18 protein-coding genes and 2 pseudogenes are annotated in these 18,186 nt (G+C 62.6%); 12 read left to right on the plus strand and 8 right to left on the minus strand.

The annotated features are described in order from the left end of the window. Positions 1 to 12 precede the first annotated feature (12 nt). Positions 13 to 129, minus strand: a pseudogene (locus LY284_RS05100) (SagB/ThcOx family dehydrogenase); the annotation flags it as partial. Here LY284_RS05100 and LY284_RS05105 point away from each other — a divergent pair. Further along, complete coding sequence (locus tag LY284_RS05105; RefSeq protein WP_233384894.1) at positions 119 to 319, plus strand: hypothetical protein; 201 nt, start codon at positions 119 to 121, stop codon at positions 317 to 319. The pseudogene LY284_RS05100 and the gene LY284_RS05105 overlap by 11 nt on opposite strands. Here LY284_RS05105 and LY284_RS05110 read toward each other — a convergent pair. Next, positions 291 to 1,082: a TIGR00730 family Rossman fold protein gene (locus LY284_RS05110; protein WP_375294233.1), complete on the minus strand. Its 792-nt coding sequence runs from the start codon at positions 1,080 to 1,082 to the stop codon at positions 291 to 293. The genes LY284_RS05105 and LY284_RS05110 overlap by 29 nt on opposite strands. Positions 1,083 to 1,316: 234 nt before the next feature. Between LY284_RS05110 and LY284_RS05115 the strand changes: the two genes are divergently transcribed. Together LY284_RS05115 and LY284_RS05120 are read left to right on the plus strand one after the other, a co-directional pair. Beyond that, positions 1,317 to 2,009 carry a CBS domain-containing protein gene (locus tag LY284_RS05115; RefSeq protein WP_233387144.1) on the plus strand — a complete coding sequence of 231 codons (693 nt, stop codon included), beginning with the start codon at positions 1,317 to 1,319 and terminating at the stop codon, positions 2,007 to 2,009. A gap of 2 nt (positions 2,010 to 2,011) precedes the next feature. Continuing rightward, a complete protein-coding gene (locus LY284_RS05120) occupies positions 2,012 to 2,317 on the plus strand; it encodes a hypothetical protein (RefSeq protein ID WP_233384902.1) in 306 nt (101 codons plus the stop codon). 29 nt (positions 2,318 to 2,346) lie between these two features. Here LY284_RS05120 and LY284_RS05125 read toward each other — a convergent pair whose 3' ends face one another. Genes LY284_RS05125 through LY284_RS05140 form a run of 4 tightly spaced genes read right to left on the minus strand, consistent with a single transcriptional unit; the run spans position 2,347 to position 4,897 of the window. Next, positions 2,347 to 3,186 (minus strand): universal stress protein, encoded by an 840-nt coding sequence (locus tag LY284_RS05125; protein WP_233384904.1) that lies wholly within the window; start codon positions 3,184 to 3,186, stop codon positions 2,347 to 2,349. A gap of 41 nt (positions 3,187 to 3,227) precedes the next feature. After that, complete coding sequence (locus tag LY284_RS05130) at positions 3,228 to 3,620, minus strand: c-type cytochrome (protein ID WP_375294234.1); 393 nt, start codon at positions 3,618 to 3,620, stop codon at positions 3,228 to 3,230. Continuing rightward, on the minus strand, positions 3,617 to 4,216 hold the full coding sequence (locus LY284_RS05135; protein WP_233384906.1) for a hemerythrin domain-containing protein: 600 nt from the start codon (positions 4,214 to 4,216) through the stop codon (positions 3,617 to 3,619). Before LY284_RS05135 ends, LY284_RS05130 begins: the two co-directional genes overlap by 4 nt. An 18-nt stretch (positions 4,217 to 4,234) precedes the next feature. Beyond that, the gene (locus LY284_RS05140) at positions 4,235 to 4,897 is read right to left on the minus strand and encodes a SagB/ThcOx family dehydrogenase (RefSeq protein WP_233384908.1); all 663 of its coding nucleotides are present in this window, start codon (positions 4,895 to 4,897) and stop codon (positions 4,235 to 4,237) included. 232 nt (positions 4,898 to 5,129) lie between these two features. Here LY284_RS05140 and LY284_RS05145 point away from each other — a divergent pair, with 232 nt between their 5' ends. Together LY284_RS05145 and ppsA are read left to right on the plus strand one after the other, a co-directional pair. After that, positions 5,130 to 5,594, plus strand: a complete 465-nt coding sequence (locus LY284_RS05145; protein ID WP_233384917.1) for a hypothetical protein — start codon at positions 5,130 to 5,132, stop codon at positions 5,592 to 5,594. Between the two features lie 45 nt (positions 5,595 to 5,639). Next, positions 5,640 to 8,063, plus strand: a pseudogene (gene ppsA / locus LY284_RS05150) (phosphoenolpyruvate synthase). Between the two features lie 413 nt (positions 8,064 to 8,476). On the opposite strand, the gene LY284_RS05155 reads toward ppsA, so the two are convergent. Then, positions 8,477 to 9,742 carry a cation:proton antiporter gene (locus tag LY284_RS05155; RefSeq protein WP_233384931.1) on the minus strand — a complete coding sequence of 422 codons (1,266 nt, stop codon included), beginning with the start codon at positions 9,740 to 9,742 and terminating at the stop codon, positions 8,477 to 8,479. A gap of 248 nt (positions 9,743 to 9,990) precedes the next feature. Between LY284_RS05155 and LY284_RS05160 the strand changes: the two genes are divergently transcribed. From LY284_RS05160 to LY284_RS05190, 7 genes are all read left to right on the plus strand, one after another. Further along, positions 9,991 to 10,683, plus strand: a complete 693-nt coding sequence (locus LY284_RS05160; protein ID WP_233384934.1) for a CBS domain-containing protein — start codon at positions 9,991 to 9,993, stop codon at positions 10,681 to 10,683. A 93-nt stretch (positions 10,684 to 10,776) separates the two neighbouring features. Then, positions 10,777 to 11,226, plus strand: coding sequence for a CBS domain-containing protein (locus tag LY284_RS05165; protein WP_077157866.1), 450 nt, complete (start codon positions 10,777 to 10,779; stop codon positions 11,224 to 11,226). A 34-nt stretch (positions 11,227 to 11,260) separates the two neighbouring features. After that, complete coding sequence (locus LY284_RS05170) at positions 11,261 to 13,552, plus strand: heavy metal translocating P-type ATPase (RefSeq protein ID WP_375294235.1); 2,292 nt, start codon at positions 11,261 to 11,263, stop codon at positions 13,550 to 13,552. A 20-nt stretch (positions 13,553 to 13,572) separates the two neighbouring features. After that, positions 13,573 to 14,769: an AI-2E family transporter gene (locus LY284_RS05175; protein ID WP_233384936.1), complete on the plus strand. Its 1,197-nt coding sequence runs from the start codon at positions 13,573 to 13,575 to the stop codon at positions 14,767 to 14,769. Between the two features lie 310 nt (positions 14,770 to 15,079). Beyond that, on the plus strand, positions 15,080 to 15,502 hold the full coding sequence (locus tag LY284_RS05180; protein ID WP_233384938.1) for a BON domain-containing protein: 423 nt from the start codon (positions 15,080 to 15,082) through the stop codon (positions 15,500 to 15,502). Continuing rightward, entirely contained in the window at positions 15,499 to 15,825 is a 327-nt protein-coding gene (locus tag LY284_RS05185) for a BON domain-containing protein (protein WP_233384946.1), read from the plus strand. Before LY284_RS05180 ends, LY284_RS05185 begins: the two co-directional genes overlap by 4 nt. A gap of 291 nt (positions 15,826 to 16,116) precedes the next feature. Then, entirely contained in the window at positions 16,117 to 16,665 is a 549-nt protein-coding gene (locus LY284_RS05190; protein WP_233384962.1) for an MAPEG family protein, read from the plus strand. 82 nt (positions 16,666 to 16,747) lie between these two features. Here LY284_RS05190 and LY284_RS05195 read toward each other — a convergent pair whose 3' ends face one another. Further along, a complete protein-coding gene (locus tag LY284_RS05195) occupies positions 16,748 to 18,121 on the minus strand; it encodes a PLP-dependent aminotransferase family protein (protein WP_233384971.1) in 1,374 nt (457 codons plus the stop codon). Between the last annotated feature and the right edge of the window lie 65 nt (positions 18,122 to 18,186).

The following is an 18,186-nucleotide window of genomic DNA, read 5'->3' on the forward strand; positions in this document are numbered from 1 at the left end:
CCTCTATCGTCATCAAATCGCAGGCTTGCCGATCGTCTGCGCGAGAACCGGCAACTCGTCCTCGTTCAGCCGCAAGGCATCGGCAAGTACGCGATGATTGATCCAGCCACGCACCACCGTGGCCAGCCCGCTGCGGGACGAAAAGCCCTTACTCGAAAAGCTCGCCCGCCTGCTGCTGGCACGGGAAGTCGTCGATCACGAGACCTTGCGGCAGCTGATGGCAAGCGACGCCTCTCGGCAGGCCAATGGGCAACACGCGTCTGAATCGATGGCGTTGCAGACGCAGACGCCTAACGAGGCGATTCATACCAGCGGTTGACGGTTTCCCAGGTCTGCGCCGCCGATTCCGCAAAGCTGAACAACGCGAGATCCGCCGCGGACACCAGTCCTTCCTGCAAGAGAAAATCGAAGTTCACCGCCTTGCGCCAGAACGCCTCACCCACCAGCACGACCGGAAGAGGCCGGATCTTGCCCGTCTGCAAGAGCGTCAGCACTTCGAAAAGCTCGTCGCAGGTCCCGAATCCGCCGGGAAAAAACACGGCTGCCATCGCGCGTTCCAGAAGATGCAGCTTGCGGATCGCGAAGTAGTGAAAGCGCAGGCACAGCTCCGGCGTGATGTACGGGTTCGGATACTGCACGTGCGGCAGGGTGATGTTCAGACCGACGCTGGCGTGCCCCGCTTCGAACGCACCGCGATTGGCGGCTTCCATGATGCCGGGGCCGCCACCTGTCACGACGGTGAGCTTTGGCAACGTCGCGGTCGCTGGCGCGCGGCCGACGATCTCGCCGAGCGCACGCGCGATCGCATAGTAGCGGCTATTGGACGCAATGCGCGTGCTGCCGTAGACGACGATGGTGTGGTCGACTGCGTGAGCCTTCAACAGCGCTTCGGCCTTCCAATAGTCGAGTTGAAGCCGCAAGCCGCACATCTCCGGGCGCTGCAGGAACTCCGCGTCCTGGTCCGCCTGGACGTAGCTCGGGCTATCGATCAACTTCTGCACGCGGCGCGCGACTTCCGGATCGTCGTTGCGATGCGGCGTGAATCCGTTGGAATCCGGCATTTCTGGCAGGGAGGCGGCCATTTCGTTGCCTCGTCGGCATCTGAGTGAGGCGATCGTCGCGCCTTACCGGCTGTGTGATCTTGATGCGAGTCAAGGCTGCGCTATTCCCGTATCGGGGGACCGGCGCACCTTCAACTACGTTGCAAGCCATTGATGCATGTCAACGGGGTAAAGGCCGCGCGCGGTATCGTGGACACGCACTAGACGAGTTGGCTTTTTTTCCTGCTCCGATATCCGAACCGCCTGGAGACCATGATGCAAGCACGCGATGTAATGACCACCACTGTCGTTTCCGTGACGCCCGAAACCACGGTGCATGAGCTGGCCTTGTTGCTGGTGCAGCATCGCATCAGCGCCGCACCGGTCATCGACGCGAACCGGCGTGTGATCGGCATGGTGAGCGAAGGCGACTTGCTTCATCGCGAGGAAATCGACACCGAGAAGACACAAGGCCGCCAGTCCTGGTGGCTCGAAATGCTCGGCGCCGACCGCGGCGCCGGAGACTACATCAAATCGCATGCGCGCACGGTCGGCGAGATCATGACACGCGAACCCGTTTGCGTGAACGAGGATGCCTCGCTCGCGAACATCGCGTCCGTTCTGGAGAGCCGTCACATCAAACGCGTTCCGGTATTACGCGACGGGCGCCTCGTCGGCATCGTGAGCCGCTCGAATCTCGTGCAGGCGCTCGCATCCGCGCTGGTTGACGACCGCGCCCCCGGTGCAAACGATGCGGAAATCCGCGCAATGCTCATGGGCGAGCTTGCCGGGCGAGATTGGGCATTCCCCGGACGCAACATCGTGGTGCGCGACGGCGTGGTGCATTTGTGGGGCGCCGTCTGGTCCAGCGATCAGCTCGACGCCATGCGCATTGCGTCGGAAGCCATTCCCGGGGTCAAGCGGGTGGAAGACCATACGATTCCTTATCCGATCATGCCGGGTATCTGAACGTGCGAATCGAAGCCCGGACGAGGAGCGAAGCCATGATTCAGGATTTGATGCTCGATGTACCCTTGCGCGTCGACGCGGACGGCGTTGAATTCAGCGGGAGTCTGGATGGACGGCAGCAGGCTTTTCGCGTCGATGCCAGCGTGTTTAGAGACATGCTGCAGGTCAGGCATATCGACGAAACCAGCATGAAAAATCTCTTCCTGGCCGACCCGGAGCACTTCTTGTTCGTCGCGGCGCGCAAGTTCGCCGAGGCGGGTCCGAGCAGCACGCCGATCCAGTTGACGCTTGCCGATCTGCTTCGTTGAGCGCGCCGGATCGGTCTGTCCGTTCGAGATCAGTTTGACATCAAGACGGGCAGATCCGCCTCGCGCAGTGCGGCCCGAGTGAAGCCGCCGAGGAGGGTCTCGCGCACACGGCCGTGATGGAAGGCGCCCATCACGAGCAGTCGCGCGCTCGCCGAACTCAGATAAGACGTCAACGCTGATTCGACGTCGGCCTCCCGTCGGACGGCGAGTTCGACGACATTCACATGCACCGAGTGCCTGATCAGGCTTCGCGCGAGGTCCGACGCGGCTCGTCCGTCCCCGAGCGAAGGATCGCCATCGGCACGGACCGATACGATGTCCACGCGCTTCGCCCGCCGCAGAAACGCAAGCGCATCGAAGGCGGCGCGCGCGGCTTCCCGGCTTCCATCCCATGCGACGACCGCCGTTCCATCAAGCGGACTCGACGCGCCTGTGCGGGGCCAAACCAGTACCGGGCCGCCTGCGCCCATGATCGTGCTTTCGGGGAAACGGTCGGCGAGATAAGCATCCGGTTCATTGGGATCATGCTGTCCGACGATCGTGAGATCGGCGCATCGTGCATACGGGATGATCGAAGACCCGCCGGTCGTCTCACTCGCCAGCCAGTCGTGCGCGAGCTTCGTTGCAGCAAGTCGTTCCCGGAACACGTGTTCGACGCTTTCGCGCCGCGCGCGGCACACCTCCGCGAGCGACATCTCATAGCGGTGCGCACTGTCCGCCTGATAGTAGAAGCGCGGATCGAGCGTGAATTCCGAGTACACGCCGCGCAGATGAGCGTCGAAGCGCTCGGCCAGCGCGACGGCGGCATCGAGCCGGTTCGCCGCGTGGGTGCCCGTATCGAGTCGAACGACAATCGTCTTGAACGTCATCTTGGTCTCACTAGCCGGGTTGTTGAAGGCGCAACTTGACCTTACTGGCTCAGGACCCACTGAACGAGCTTGCGGGCATCGGCGGCAGAAAGCGGCCCGCCGCCTCGCGCGGCCGCGGACGGCATCGCCATCTTTCCCCAATGCGCCTCTCCACCCTCGCGCAGCTTCTTTTCCAGCATGCTGCTCGCATCCGGCACGTCCCGGTAGCGGTCGGCGATCTGTCTGAACGACGGCGCACGGAAAGGCGTGTCGACCGTATGGCAGAACATGCAGCGCTGCTCATCGACCAGCCTGGTCGGTTCCGGCGTGGCGAACGCGAGACAGGTCCCGCAACTACTCACCCATAGGAATGGGGCGAGCAACTTGAATGGGTTCGCGCGGTACCGGAGCGGCCGCGACGACCGCCGTTGAGTCGCCGCGGCCTTCGTGTTCATGCGTCCTGGCGGGTTTCGGCGATCGCCGGCACCGCATTGACGATCAGACGATAGAGGCTTTCGAGGCTCTCGCCTTCGAATGTCGCCTCGCCAAACGGGTCCAACCGGTTCTCAACAATCGCGTCGATGCGGGCCCAGTCACTCTCGGAGAGGAAACGCTCGACGGCAGGAAGAATCACCGTCTCCTCGACGCGCCTGTGGTTCGCGCAAAAGTTGACGTATTGCTCCATCAGTGTGCGCAGACCCAGGAGGACCGCCTCGCCCTTTAACTCGAAACGCGTGAGCGCATGCTCGAGATTGCGCAGGCGCAGGTCGCCTTCGATGTGCTCGCATTTCAGCTCGACCAGCACGTCGTCGAAGTCGTCCGTGCGGCTTCGCAACGCGGCGAAGAGCAAGCGGTCCGCCATCGGGTGATGGAACTGTTCCGGATATTCACGGATGTAGTAAAGCATCGCGCGCAGGAGGATAGGGTCCGGCGCGGCTCCGTCTTCGCCAAGCATGCGAACGAAATCAAGCATGGCTGCCGTGACGGAGGCGAGGCGCTTGTGGTCGAGACGGATGACATGCACCGCGAGGTGTTCGGGTTTGCTGTTCATCACTGTTCCACTTCGAAGTCATTGAGCCGATTGAGTGCGCGCGAAATGGCCCACCGTTTGCGCCAGTACCGGCGTCGATCCGGTGGGCAGTTTCAGGTTGACCGCGAGGGCCGTGCGGTTCATCCAGCCGCGCGCACCCACCGCCAGACCGGCGGAAGCGCAATACAGATAGACGTTTTGCACGATCGCGCCCGCGCTGGCGTAAGCGAAGCTTTCGCGTTGGCGGGCGGGCACATCCTGCATGCGGTTCAGGTCGGCGACGAAGACGAGATCGACAGGCGCGTAAGACAGAAAGTCCTGATAACCCGTCGTCGCGCGCAGATCGAACGGCGCGGCGAGCACGAGCCGATGTCCATCGGGTTCATATCGATACGAGCCCGTCGCAAGCAGCACGTAGATATCGATCTCGTACCCGCCTAGCGCGGAGGGCGCCGTGCGGCCGCCCTCGGCATCGCGGTTGATGCCATTGGCGGCCCACAGTAACTCGCTGAGCAGATCCAGATTGACGGGTTCATCCGCGAAGTCGCGCGACGTGCGGCGCGCAGCGAGCGCGTCCAGCAAAGGCATGCCGCCAAAGCGCTGCGGCCGGGGAAGATCGACGACGGCGCGAGGCGGCTTGTCGAGCGGTCGCGGAGACGGTGCGTTGAGCACGGCGCCGATACGAAAAAGAGGCTTGGCCATGGCTGCAGGCTTGCGCAAGCAAGCAGGTGACGGTGAGTTGTCCGATTCTTGCACCGCATGCGGCCCGGCGATTGATCTGGATCAGTCTGCATGGGCTTGCTGCCATGTCCCTCGCGTCAAACATCGCTCAAGGTTCTTGCCGCACGTCCCGATTGACTCATATCAACGACTTGCCTGTGCTCACGCTTAAGCTGGGCCGAATCGATCGACAGATCGTGACGGAGGCGAGGCGATGAACTGGCTCAACGAATACTTTCTGCAGAAGACAAGCCCTTTGACGCTTTATCTTTGGGCCTATCCACCGCTGTCTCTCGGGCCTGAAGGACCGCTGGCGCCGGCTTGCTGGCGGCTGCCGCATGGGGGCCTGCCGCTTTCGTATGTCGCCGGAGGCAAAGTCGAAGCCGGCGGCAGAGCGTACGCATTGCCCGCGCGCTATGAAGGCACGCAGCAGCCCGGCTCGCTGAGCGGCGCTTCGACCGACGAAACCGGCAGGCCGCTGATCAGGCAGATTTCGATCATCGCGCCCTCGTCGTTCAATTCGGACTTCACTGTTCGGATCGATGACGCATTCGCGTTCACGCCTGTCTTCGCGAAAGACGGCGGCCCCGGATTCGTCGGCACGTGCATGGCGAAAGAAGATCGGGAGAGCGAGAGCGGCTCGGGCATGAACTGCCCTGGCTCTTTCAGGGATATCTGAGCATCTGAAAGAGCGCGCGCTCGCTCAAGGCGAAAGGAGCTGGAGATGGACGCTTGCATTTCACAGATCGTCTGGTTCGAGGACCTGAGGCGCACGGATATCGCACGCGTGGGCGGAAAGAATGCATCGCTCGGCGAGATGGTGGCGATGCTGCAAGGCGCCGCCGTCAAGGTGCCGCCCGGCTTCGCGCTCACGTCAGAAGCATACTGGGAATTCATTGACGCAAACGGGCTGCGCGAACCCATATCGTCCCTTCTCGAACAATGGGCGCAGGGTAAGCGCTCGCTCGCGGAGACTGGCGACGCAATACGTCAGGCGATCGTTCAAGGCGACTGGCCCCCGGCGACCGCGCAAGCGGTGCGCAGCGCCTATGCGGCGCTCGGCAGTCGGTCGGGACAAGAGCAGTGCGACGTCGCGGTGCGATCCAGCGCAACGGCTGAGGACTTGCCCGACGCCAGCTTCGCGGGACAGCAGGAAACCTATTTGCACATTCGCGGAGAAAAGGCGCTGCTCGATGCCTGCCGCCGTTGCTATGCGTCGCTATTCACGGATCGTGCGATCAGATATCGGCAGGCGAAGGGATACGATCACATGAAGGTGGCGTTGTCCGTCGGCGTGCAGCGCATGGTCCGCTCGGACCGCGCGGGGGCGGGCGTGATGTTTTCGATCGACACGGAAACCGGTTTCGATCGCATGGTGCTGATCACGGCTTCATGGGGACTCGGAGAGAACGTGGTTCAAGGCGCGGTCGAGCCCGATGAGTACGAGGTGTTCAAACCGCTGCTCGCGAACGAGCCGCTCACGCCCATCGTCAGCAAGAAGCGGGGCGCGAAGCGCTGCAAGCTCGTCTATGCGACCCAGGGCGAGCACCCGACCCAAAACGTGCCGACGTCGAAGCATGAGCGCGAGTCCTTCGTGCTCGACGACGCGGAAATCCTGAAGCTCGCACGCTCTGCTTGTGCGATCGAGAAACACTACGGCCAGCCGATGGACATCGAATGGGCCAAGGACGGCGACACGGGCGAACTCTTCATCGTGCAGGCGCGGCCGGAGACCGTGCAGTCGCAGCGTGCGGCCGGCGGGGTGCGGAGCTGGCGCATCAAGCAGGCAGGCGCGCGGCTCGCGACGGGCATCAGCATCGGCGAGGCGATCGCCTCGGGGCGCGTATGCATCATCTAGAACATTCGCGATATGGGGCGGTTCGTGGATGGGGCGGTCCTCGTCACGCAGACGACCGATCCCGACTGGCTGCCCGTCATGCGGCGCGCGACCGCCATCGTCACGGATCACGGCGGCCGCACTTCGCATGCGGCGATCGTGAGCCGGGAACTGGGGCTGCCGGCCATCGTGGGCGCGGGAAACGCGACCCGCGTGCTTCACGACGAGCAGGACGTGACCGTCTCGTGCGCCGAAGGACGCGAGGGCTTCGTGTATGAAGGCGTGGCGGACTTCGAGGTCGAGGACATCGATCTTTCATCCATTCCCGAAACCCGCACGAAGGTCATGCTCAACCTTGCCAATCCTGCCGCCGCGCTGCGCTGGTGGCGTCTTCCGGCGGATGGCGTGGGACTCGCGCGCATGGAATTCGTGATCGGCAATCACATCAAGGTGCATCCGCTCGCGCTCGCTCGCTACGACGCGCTCGAAGACGAAGACGTGAAGCGCCGGATCGCGGCGCTTACGCAAGGCTACGCCGACAGGACCGATTACTTCGTGGATCAGCTTGCAAGCGGATTGGCGCGCATCGCGGCCGTGCTGCATCCGCGGCCCGTCATCGTGCGCATGAGCGACTTCAAGACCAACGAGTATGCCAATCTGCTGGGCGGCGCACAGTTCGAGCCCAACGAAGAAAACCCGATGCTCGGCTTTCGCGGCGCCTCCCGCTATTACTCCCCTCGCTACCGTGACGGCTTTGCACTGGAATGCCGCGCCATCCGGCGTTTGCGCGACGAGCTCGGGTTCAGCAACGTGATCGTCATGATTCCCTTCTGCCGCTCGATCGAAGAAGCGGACCGCGTGCTGGACACCATGGCGCAGAACGGCCTGCGACGCGGCGAGCGCGGTCTCCAGGTCTACGTGATGTGCGAAATTCCGTCAAACGCGATTCTGGCCAGGTCGTTCGCGGCGCGTTTCGACGGGTTCTCCATCGGCAGCAACGATCTGACGCAGCTCACGCTCGGCGTGGATCGCGATTCGGCGGAACTTGCAGCGCTCTTCGACGAACAGAACGCAGCGGTCGAGTGGATGATTCGCAGCGTGATCGGTGCGGCGCATGAGGCGCAGGCCAAAGTGGGATTGTGCGGACAGGCGCCTAGCGACCATCCCGAGTTTGCCGATTTTCTGGTGGACTGCGGCATCGATTCGATTTCCGTCAGTCCCGACAGCTTCGTTGCCGTCAAGCGGCGCGTCGCCGCCGCGGAACGGCGGCAGGATCACGAGCGTCAGCACGGTGCGGCCGTAGCGTGGTGATGGGCGGCAAGGGGAATCGAGATGACAGACATCGTGACGGTGACGTTCAATCCCGCCGTGGATGTGGCGACGTCGGTCGACGTGGTCCACTCGCTTTGAGCAGAAACACTGGGGCAGCCAGGGTCGCGGCCAGCGCCGTGCCTGAACTGTCTATGACGGCGCGCGTCCCGCAGGAATGCTGTTGAGCGAAGGCACCGGGCTATGCGAAGCGTCGGCCGTGGCGGCGATGTATCGGCGTGTCTGCGACGCCGCTCCACTGATACCTGCGGCCGGCGCATTGACCTCGTAGTGCTGCCTGATCGATCCTGCGCTGGCGGACGACGCGGGCCCAGTCATCCGCTCTTGCTCGCAACCCGGCGGCCGGTTTCCGTCTTGTTCCGGCCGATACCGCTCGTCTGCACGAGCAGCGTGGATCACGCTCGCTCCGCCGGTGTGTCGGCCGCGCCACCGAGTACGTCATGCCGATGCTCGGGCGCATCATCGCCAAGCGGGCCGATAGCGTCTACGTACTTGCCGATCGCGGGAAGCGCCGTGACACCGTGAGCGAAAATGCTGAGCAGGATAGTCGCCATGACGACCAGTTTGATGGTCGGCTCGCCGGGCAGGGCGGTTCCCCCGTCGAGATAGACGAGACCGAGCACGATCGACGCCAATCCGCGCGGGCCGAACCATCCCATGAACAGGACGGACGGCCGGCTAAGCCCGGTGCCCCATAACGCGATTGCGACCGGTATGACGCGAATCAGGGTGAGGCTCAGTACGCCATAAGCGACGATCGCAAGACTGAACTGCGTCCACACCTGCGTGACGAGCAAGCCGAATATGAAGAAGACGAAATAGTTGAAGAACTGCCCCCAATCCTCGGCGAACCCCAGACTATGCTTGCCGACCTGGCCGAAGCCGGCCTGGGTTGCGAAGCCGGCGACGAATGCGGCGATGAACATGCTGGCGTGCGTCGCTTCGGACGCCACCACGCAGCCAAGCGGCAACGCGACCACGCCAAGTTGCGCGGCCGCTTCCGCCATCCATTGCTTTCGCTGGGCGAGACCCAGCAACCAGCCGCCGAGCAGGCCGATCCCGAGTCCTATCAGCGCGCCATAGCCGAGTTGCTCGATCAGGAAACGCGTGAGGAGCGCGCCACCGCGGTTTGTCTCGTGGGCTTCCGCCAATGCGATGAAGAACATCAGGAATGGCACCGAAAGGCCATCGTTGAGACCCGCCTCGACGTTCAATGCCTGGCGGATGCGTGGTGGCACGCGCGGGCTATTGACGATGACCTGCCCGAGCCCTGCATCGGTTGGCGCAAGAATGGCAGCCAGGATCCCTGCCTCCCACCAGCTCAGCGTCCCGAGAACGACCATCGCGCACAGCACGCCGAGCGCGATGGTGAGCAACATGCCGGTGCTCAGCAGGCGCGCGGGCAAATTGGTCTCACCCTTCAGCATGCCGGGACTGACTCGCGAAGCGTCGGCGAAGAGTGTCATCACGAGTCCCAGTTCGGCAACCAGGAGCAGATCCTTGCGGTCGAGCGCGAGCTCGTTCAGTGCTTCATGCGAAAGAGACATGAGCGCGCCAAGCGCCGTGAACAGCATGGGTGCAGTGAGGACCGTTCGCTCGAGCGCCCGGGACATGAGGCTATACAGAAAGACCGTCGAGATAAACGCGGCAATGATCAGCATCAGCGGCCTCCTGTGGAAAACGAAAGCTCACCCCGGTATCAAACCGTAGATAAAGGCGATGTTGGCTGACCCAGGTCAAGCCAGTGTTGATGGTGCGCATCGCTCGCTGTCTCGTCGAGTGTGCGATCGAATTGATCTCGGTCAAGCGCGTGAGATGCGGCTAGGCGAACAATGGCGCAAAGCCGTGCGGCATTCCGCGGCCCGATGCCGTCGTGGCGACGGCGCCAACTTTCTCGAAGGGGATGAGCATGCGAGCAGCCGACATCATGACGACGTCCGTCATCACAGCCGACCCGGAAATGACCGTGCGCGACGCCGCAAGAACGATGGTGCTCGGGCACATCAGCGGAATGCCGGTGATCAACGAGACCGGCAGGCTCGTCGGCATGGTGACCGAAGGCGATTTGCTGCATCGGCAGGAGATTGGCACCGGCTTCAAACATCGCGCGTGGTGGCTCGAGCTTCTTTCTTCGACGCGGGAACTTGCAAGCCAGTACGTCAAGGAACACGCAGGCAAGGTCAAGGACGTCATGTCGACGGAGGTCGTGACCGTCAACGAGAACTGCACCGTTGCGGAACTCGCCGAGCTGCTCGAGCGGCGGCGCATCAAGCGGGTGCCTGTCATGCGCGACGGAAAGGTCGTTGGCCTGATCAGCCGCGCCAACCTGTTGCGCGCGATCGTCACCCTGGCCCCCGAGCCACCCGCGCCGGTTGATCACAACGATGCCTGGATACGCAACGCCATAGTGCTTGCCATGAAGGGCCAGCGCTGGGCGGTCGCACCGGAGAACGTCATCGTGAAGGAAGGCGTCGTCCATCTCTGGGGTGTCGTGATGAGTGAGGAGGAACGCCAGGCCGCTCGCATCGCGGCGGAGAACGTGGAGGGCGTGAAAAAGGTTGTCTCGCACCTCGAGTTTCCCGTGGTGATGCCGGCCGCTTAGCGGAAAGAGATGCACGTTCCGGCTACCCCGATCGACTCGATCACGTGATCCTTGAATGACGAACCCAGTCCTTACGCCCAACTCGAGGTGACCATGCGCGCCGGCCAAATCTGCACGCTTAACGTGGTGACATGCGATCGCAACACAACGGTCCTGGAGGCTTCGAAGCTCATGCGAGCAAGCCATGTCGGGGACGTCGTGGTTGTCGAGAACAAGCATGATCGCATCGCGCCCCTCGGCATTGTCACTGACCGCGACATCGCCATTTCCGTAGTGGCCGAAGAAATCGAGCCGGGATCGGTTCTCGTCGCGGACATCATGACCTCGCCCGTCGTGACAGCCTTCGAATGGGAAGACGGCTTTTGCCTGCCACGGCGCATGCGACGGCTCGGCGTTCGACGCATTGCCGTGATCGACGACGCGGGCAGTCTCGTCGGCGTGGTCACGGAGGACGACTTGTTGCAATTCATCGGCGATTATCTCGTGGAGCTGTCCCACGTCAGCACGCGCCAGACGATACTCGAAGAGAAGCGGCGCGCCTGAGTCCGATTGTGGGCGAGGTATGGCGTCGAATGTCATGCTGAAAAAATACCCCTCGTTCCACGTTTGCATCTTTGGCATGACGGCGCTCGGCCTTGCAGCTGGCGGAGTCCTCTTCATGACTCGCATGGTGGGCATGGCACATGCAATCTGGCTTGCGTGTGTCGTGCCTTCATGCGTGGTCTTGTGCATTTCGGCGGTCAATGCGTTGCGTAGACGAGAGGTCGGCATCGATGTGCTGGCGCTCTTCTCGATGATTGTCGCGGCGGCCACCGGCGAATTCTTTACCGCAGCGGTGGTGTCAATGATGGTGGCAGGCGGGCGCGCGCTCGAAGCTTTCGCGCAGGCCCGTGCGGGCGCCGAGATGACGGCGTTGCTCAAGCTTGCTCCGAACTTCGCCAACCGGTACGAAGCGGGCGAATGGCGTCAGGTGAACCCGGAAGCGATTTGCGCGGGAGATCGCCTGCTCGTGCGGGCGGGCGAAAGAGTGCCCGCCGACGGAGCGCTGGCGCATCGCGCAGAACTCGACGAGTCAGCGCTCACCGGCGAGGCGGCCATCAGGTCGCGAAGCGCCGGCGAGGGCGTGCAGAGCGGCGTGTTGAATGCCGGCGCCCCTTTCGAGATGATCGCGGCGGCGACCGTGTGCGACAGCACGTTCGCCGGGATCGTCCGTATGGTCGAAGCGGCGCAGAAGACACGCAGTCCGACCGCACGTCTGGCAGACCGATACGCGATCTTCTTCGTCCCCGTGACCCTCCTGATCGCGGGCGCGTGCTGGATCGCGACAGGCGATGTAATCCGCGCACTGGCGGTTCTCGTTGTCGCCACGCCATGCCCGTTATTACTCGCGGTGCCGGTCGCGATCGTTTCGGGCATGTCCGCTTGCGCAAAACATGGCGTGCTGGTCAAGAGCGGCGACGCAATCGAGCGTCTGGCGCAAGCGCAAATCCTCTTCTTCGACAAGACCGGCACGTTGACGAGTGGTCGAGCCCGGCTGGTCGCAATCGAGAGCAGTCCCGGCATCAAGCCTGAACGTGCGTTGCATCTGGCCGCTTCCCTGGCGCAGGCGTCGTGCCATGTCGTGGCGCACGCGCTTACGCTGGCGGCGCGCGAGCGCGGTCTCGCGCTCAGTGCGCCATCGCAGGTCACCGAGTGTCCGGGAGCGGGACTCATCGGCACCGTCGACGGGTCCGTCGTGGCGATCGGTTCGTTCACGCATGCAGCGGCCCAGGCGCAAGCTGCACCGTGGAGCGCCGCGTTCTTGCGTCGTCTCGGCCACGAAGACGGTTCGGCGGTCTTCGTCGACGTCGACGGCGTGATGGTTGGCGCATTCAGGCTCGCGGACCCCATCCGGCTCGACACGCCCCGCGCATTACGCCTGCTCAGACGCGCAGGAGTCTCGCGAATCGCCCTGCTGACGGGTGATCGAAGGGACGTCGCGGAAAGCATCGGCGCGAGTCTCGGAGTCAGTGAGATTCATTCGGAACAGACGCCGGGCGGCAAACTCGCGTTGATCCGGTCGGCGCGCGAGCACGGCGTGGTCGTCATGGTCGGGGACGGGATCAACGATGCGCCCGCGCTCGCCGCCGCCGACATCGGCGTGGCAATGGGCGCCCGGGGTGCGGCGGCATCCGCGCAGGCTGCCGATATCGTGCTTCTGACCGATCGGCTCGACCGCCTCGTGGACGGACTTGAAATTGCCCGACGATGCCGGCGCATCGCGATACAAAGCGGCACGGCAGGGATGGGGCTATCGATCGCGGCGATGATCGTGGCCGCTCTCGGCTATCTGAGTCCGCCCTACGGCGCGGTATTGCAGGAGGTCATAGACATTGCGGTGATCGGTAACGCACTTCGCGTTCTGCGCATGAGACCCGGATCGCATCACCAGGTGCTGCCGCGAGGCGATGCAAGTCGCTTGCAGGCCGCCCACATGAATCTGGAGCCGGTATTGGGCGAGCTGAGGCGTCTCGCCGAAGCGCTGCCGGAGCTTCCGAGGCAATCGGTGCCGGCCGAGCTTGCCCGAATCAACGAGCTTCTGCTGCGCGTTCTGCTTCCGCACGAAAAGGAGGACGATGTCCATCTGTACCCAGACCTCGCCAGCAGACTCGCCGGTGAAGATCCCCTGGCCGCGATGAGCGGCACCCACGCGGAGATCTTTCGCACCATTCACGTGTTGCAGCGCATAGCGGCGGACCTTCCGGCTGAAGGACCGGACGAAGAGGGCATGCGAGAGCTGCAACGGCTTCTTTACGTCCTCGATGCCGTCGTTCGAATGCACTGCGCGCAGGAAGACGAGCTTTTTCATACGCTCGACGAAGGTGCCTGAGCGAAGGCGATGACATCGAGATGCAAAAGAAACCGCCTGTTTTCGACGCCTCGTGGCTCCCCGTCATCCTGATCCTCGCGTTGGGCATCGTGGTGTTCCGCCCGTTCATCGGCCCCGTATTGTGGTCGTTCATTCTCGCCTATGCGACCTGGCCGTTGTTCGTCATCGTGCGCCAGGGCCTGGGTGGACGGGCCTCGCTGAGCGCGCTTGCGACGACCGTGGCAGTCGCGATTGTCATCATCGGGGCGATGATTGCCATTACGGTGCCTCTGACGCGTGAAGTCGTCGACGTCGTTCGTCGGCTCGTCGCTTGGAGCGGAGGCGAGCCGAACCGGCTCGTGGCGATAGTCGCGGATATTCCTGTCGTCGGCCCGAAGCTGTCCGAGTTGACACGCGAGATGCCTGCATGGAGCGCAGAAGTCGAAGCCCTGCGCAACGGATGGCTGAGCGCTCTTCCGAAGGCGGGGCGTCTCGCGGGTCAAAACGCGCTCCAATTCGGCTTTACGTTCATTGCGCTCTACTTCACTTATCGGCACGGTGAATCGCTGATCGTGAAGGCGCATCGGTTGCTGGAGCCGCTCATCGGTCCGAGGCTCCAGCTTTACGTGGCATCGCTTCGACGTGTCACGCGCGCGGTGCTCGTCGGCGTGCCCATCACCGCGATCGGACAGGCGGCCGTGGCGGGCATAGGCTACTGGGCGGCAGGCGCGGACGGGCCCGTCCTGCTTACGCTGCTCACCATGCTCGCCGCGCTCGTTCCATTCGGGGCGCTGTTCGTCTGGCTGCCCACTGGCGTTGCTCTGCTCGTGGATGGAAACCTGTGGGGCGGCGTCGGACTGTTGCTATGGGGCGCAGTGGTAGTGAGCCTGATCGACAATGTCATACGCATGGTAGTCGTCGGCAACGCGATCCGCATGCCGTTCGTCCTCGCGCTGGTCAGTATCCTCGGAGGTGTTGCCGCATCCGGGCTGATCGGGTTGTTCGCCGGTCCGCTCGTGGCGGAGATGCTTCGCATGCTGTGGGATGCACGCACGCCGGCTCGCGTCATCAGGCCGAAGGGTGGCGGCTGCCTGCTGGTTCACCGTCACCATCCGACAGCCGCCGCGCGCGCGATGGCGCGCCGCAGCGCGCGACAGCAGCGGAGTCGGGAAGAAGAGCGGTTGCGTCCGGTTCACCATGCGAGGCGGGACCCGCCTTCGAAGGCTCGGTCCACTTGATGTGGGTCAACCGGAAAGAGTACGACGGTGGGATGCTTTTATCACCGGGCGGATAGACGATGGCGGCTCGGCGTAGACCAAGCAAGGGCATTTCAGGCTTTGTTCGAGCGGATTGCGGCCGTGGCGCGACGGGAGCACACAGCGTTCTGACGCAAAGCGGATGGTCATTCTCCATACGAGCGTCGCGCGGTCCTCAAGGGCGTGCGAACCGAAGAGGAGAGTCAAATGCGAATCGAACACCAACGCGGACACAGCCGTGACCATTCGGCGTGGCTCGACCTGAAAGTCGAATGCGGCGAGGACGACTGACATGAGCACGATGACTATGCGCGCAGCGGAGGCCGCCGCACCCGGCCCGATCATGTTCCCAAAAGGGCATCTTGCAACTGAAGGCTCGCCGCAATCCGACAATGCCCTGTTCGTCGAGGCGATCAACGCGCTTCGGCGCGACCCGCTCCTTGCTTCGGAAGCGGTGTTGGTGGATGTCCGCGACGCACGCGTGACGTTGCGGGGAATCGTCGCAAGCTATGCCAGGAAGGTGGCAGCATGCGAGCTCATTCGGGGCCTGCCAGGCGTTGCCGCGGCAAGCGACTGCCTGGTCGTGGAACTGTTACCTGACGCTCGGCGCACCGACGCCGAATTGACTTCGGACGTTCGCTCATCCTTGAAATGGGAGGCATGCCTTCCCGCCGACGCCATCGATGTCGAGGTCGGCTTGGCTGTGTCACATTGACCGGTCAGATGCCCTGGTCTTTCCAGAGAAAGCTTGCAGAGCGCGCCGTCGCGCGTCTGACCGGCGTCACGGGAATAGTCAACCTGTTGCGGGTGAGCGACCGGCAGACGCAAATGCAGGCGGTTACGGATATTCACGCGGCCTTGCGCCGGGCGGCCGATATCGAAGCAGACGCCATCGAAGTGCTGATTGCCGACGGCACGGTGACGCTGCGAGGAACCGTATCGTCGGCACGCGCAAAAAAGGCCGCATACGACGCGGTTTGTTCGCTTGATGGCGTTCATACGGTGCGCGACGAGATTCGCATCTGGAAAGACGACTGACCGGCGGAGCTGTCAGTTTGCAGCGGCGAAGTGATTTAACACTCTCTGCAAGGCTTCCTCGATTCCAAGCTGTAGAGAACGACCATCGCAAGGAAGGGTGAAATGAGGATCATCGGTCATCTCCCGGACCGCAACATGAGGCCGCTCATGCATGCCGACACGCAGTCGGATTGTTGCAACGACGAAGAGAAGGCGCCTGATCGCGCTGGCTAGTGCGTGAAAACGCATTGATCGCCTACACTGAATCAACGCGCTGATACAGGTTGGTCGCTGTATCCCTCCGCTGGGCTGATGCATCAGTTTATCTGTCGCATCGGCCTGTCCCATCATGTTGAACGGCTGCCGCACTGCCTGTCTCAAGGGAAGCTGCGTGAAGCAGCGCTATATCACTTTTCAAAAATTAGAAGAGGTTTGGCGATGAATCAGCAACTCATCCTTCATCCCGTCATTGTCATGTTTATCTTGACCGGCATGGTTTGGCTGTTCATGTACATCAGACGCCTCGTCTATATTCTCGGCAACAAGATAGACGCACAGAGCGTGGCCACGCCCGAGCTTTTGAATTCAGTCATTCCCGCCAATATCAACAGCCCGTCCAACAATCTGAAAAATCTTTTCGAACTTCCCGTACTTTTCTATGCCCTTTGTCTTACTTTGATACTTACTCAAAGGGTCGATGAGGCTTACCTTTATGCCGCCTGGACATACGTCGGTTTGCGCATCGCTCATAGCGCGATTCATTGCACGGTCAACATTGTCATGTGGAGATTCATCGTCTACGCGTTGTCGTGCCTTGTTCTGTGGCTCATGGTCATCAGGCTCGCACTTCAGATGCGTTGAGACCCAATCAGATGCTGCCCGTGCAGTTCGAGGTCTGGAAGGCTTGCGAAACCACGAGTCGTCATGTCAATGGCGAAGTAAATCATCCTAGCGCTCGTTCGAACCTCGGATCGCCCAGATACGCGACATTGAAGCGAAGCCAAGGCGACACGCCATTCGCATGCGCGGAGAAGATCGTCCCTGGCGCGAGAATGACGTGCTTGTCCAGCATCTCTTTTGCAAACGCGATCGAATCGTCGCGCCCCGGCAAACGCGCCCATAAATAAAGGCTCTGATCGCTCACCTTGAAGATGGTCGCGTTCAGACGCATCAATGCTTCCACGCCCGTCGCCGTCGCGCGCTTGAGCCGCTCCTGCAAACGGTTCGTGTGACGCAGAAAGTGCCCGTCGCTCACGATCGCATCGAGCGTGCGCTCGCAGTACTCGCTGCTGCTCACGTGCGTGAGCATCTTCACGTCGGCAAGATCGCTCGCGAGATCGGCATCGCACGCAAGAAAGCCCACGCGCAGCGCGGCCGACACCGACTTCGAAAAGCTGCCTATGTAAATCGTGCGGCGCAACTGATCCAGCGCGCTGATGCGCGTGGCCGAGCGCGGTTTGAGATCGGCAAGCGCGTCGTTCTCGACGACGATCAGATCGTACGTCTCCGCCAGTTGCAAGATGCGATGCGCCTTGGCCGCGCTGATGTCCGTCGCGGTCGGATTGTGCCCGACCGATTGCGTGAAGAAGAGCCGCGGCCGATGCGTCTTCAGGCGCTCTTCGAGCGCGGCGATATCGGGTCCGTCGACGCCGCGCGGCACGCCGACGATATTCGCGCCCGACAGCTTGAGCTTGCCGAACAGCGCGTAATAACCGGGATCGTCGACGAGCACGGTATCGCCTGCGCGCACGAAGTAGCGCACGACCATATCCATCGCCTGATTCGCGCCGTGCGTGAGCACGATCTGTTGCGGCGCGGCTTCGATCTCATAGCCTGCAAGCTTCTGCTGCAAGTGCTGGCGCAACGGCAGATAGCCGAAGCGGCTGCCATAGCGAAACAGCGATGCAACGCCAGTGCGCACCACACGCTGATGGAAGTGATCGAGCCGGGTTTCTTCGAGCCACGTAACGGGCGGAAAGCCTTCGCCGAGATTGAGGAAGTCCGGCTTGCTCTGCAACTGTTCGCGCATGAGCCAGACGGAATCCATCGCGCGATCGAGCGTAGGCGCGTCCTCGTCCTGATGCTGCGGCTTCGCGACGCTCGCGACGTAAAAGCCCGCGCCGCGCCGTGGCTCGATGAGACCGTTGGCCGTCAGCATGTCGAACGCGCTGATCACGGTGTTCTTCGCGCAACCGTTCGCCTCAGCGTATTCCCTGATCGACGGGAGTTTGTCGCCTGCACGCAGGACGCCTTCGGTGATCTGTTTGGCGAGATTGTCCGCGAGTGTCGCCGACAGGCTCGGCTTCTCGTGCCGCATCGTCTTGACCTGTTCTGAAAGTGATTCGGCTGTATTGGGTACAGCCTTCTCACTGTTTGCCGGAA

The sequence above is a fragment of the Caballeronia sp. PC1 genome, assembly GCF_021353155.1.
Classification (GTDB): Bacteria; Pseudomonadota; Gammaproteobacteria; order Burkholderiales; family Burkholderiaceae; genus Caballeronia; species Caballeronia cordobensis.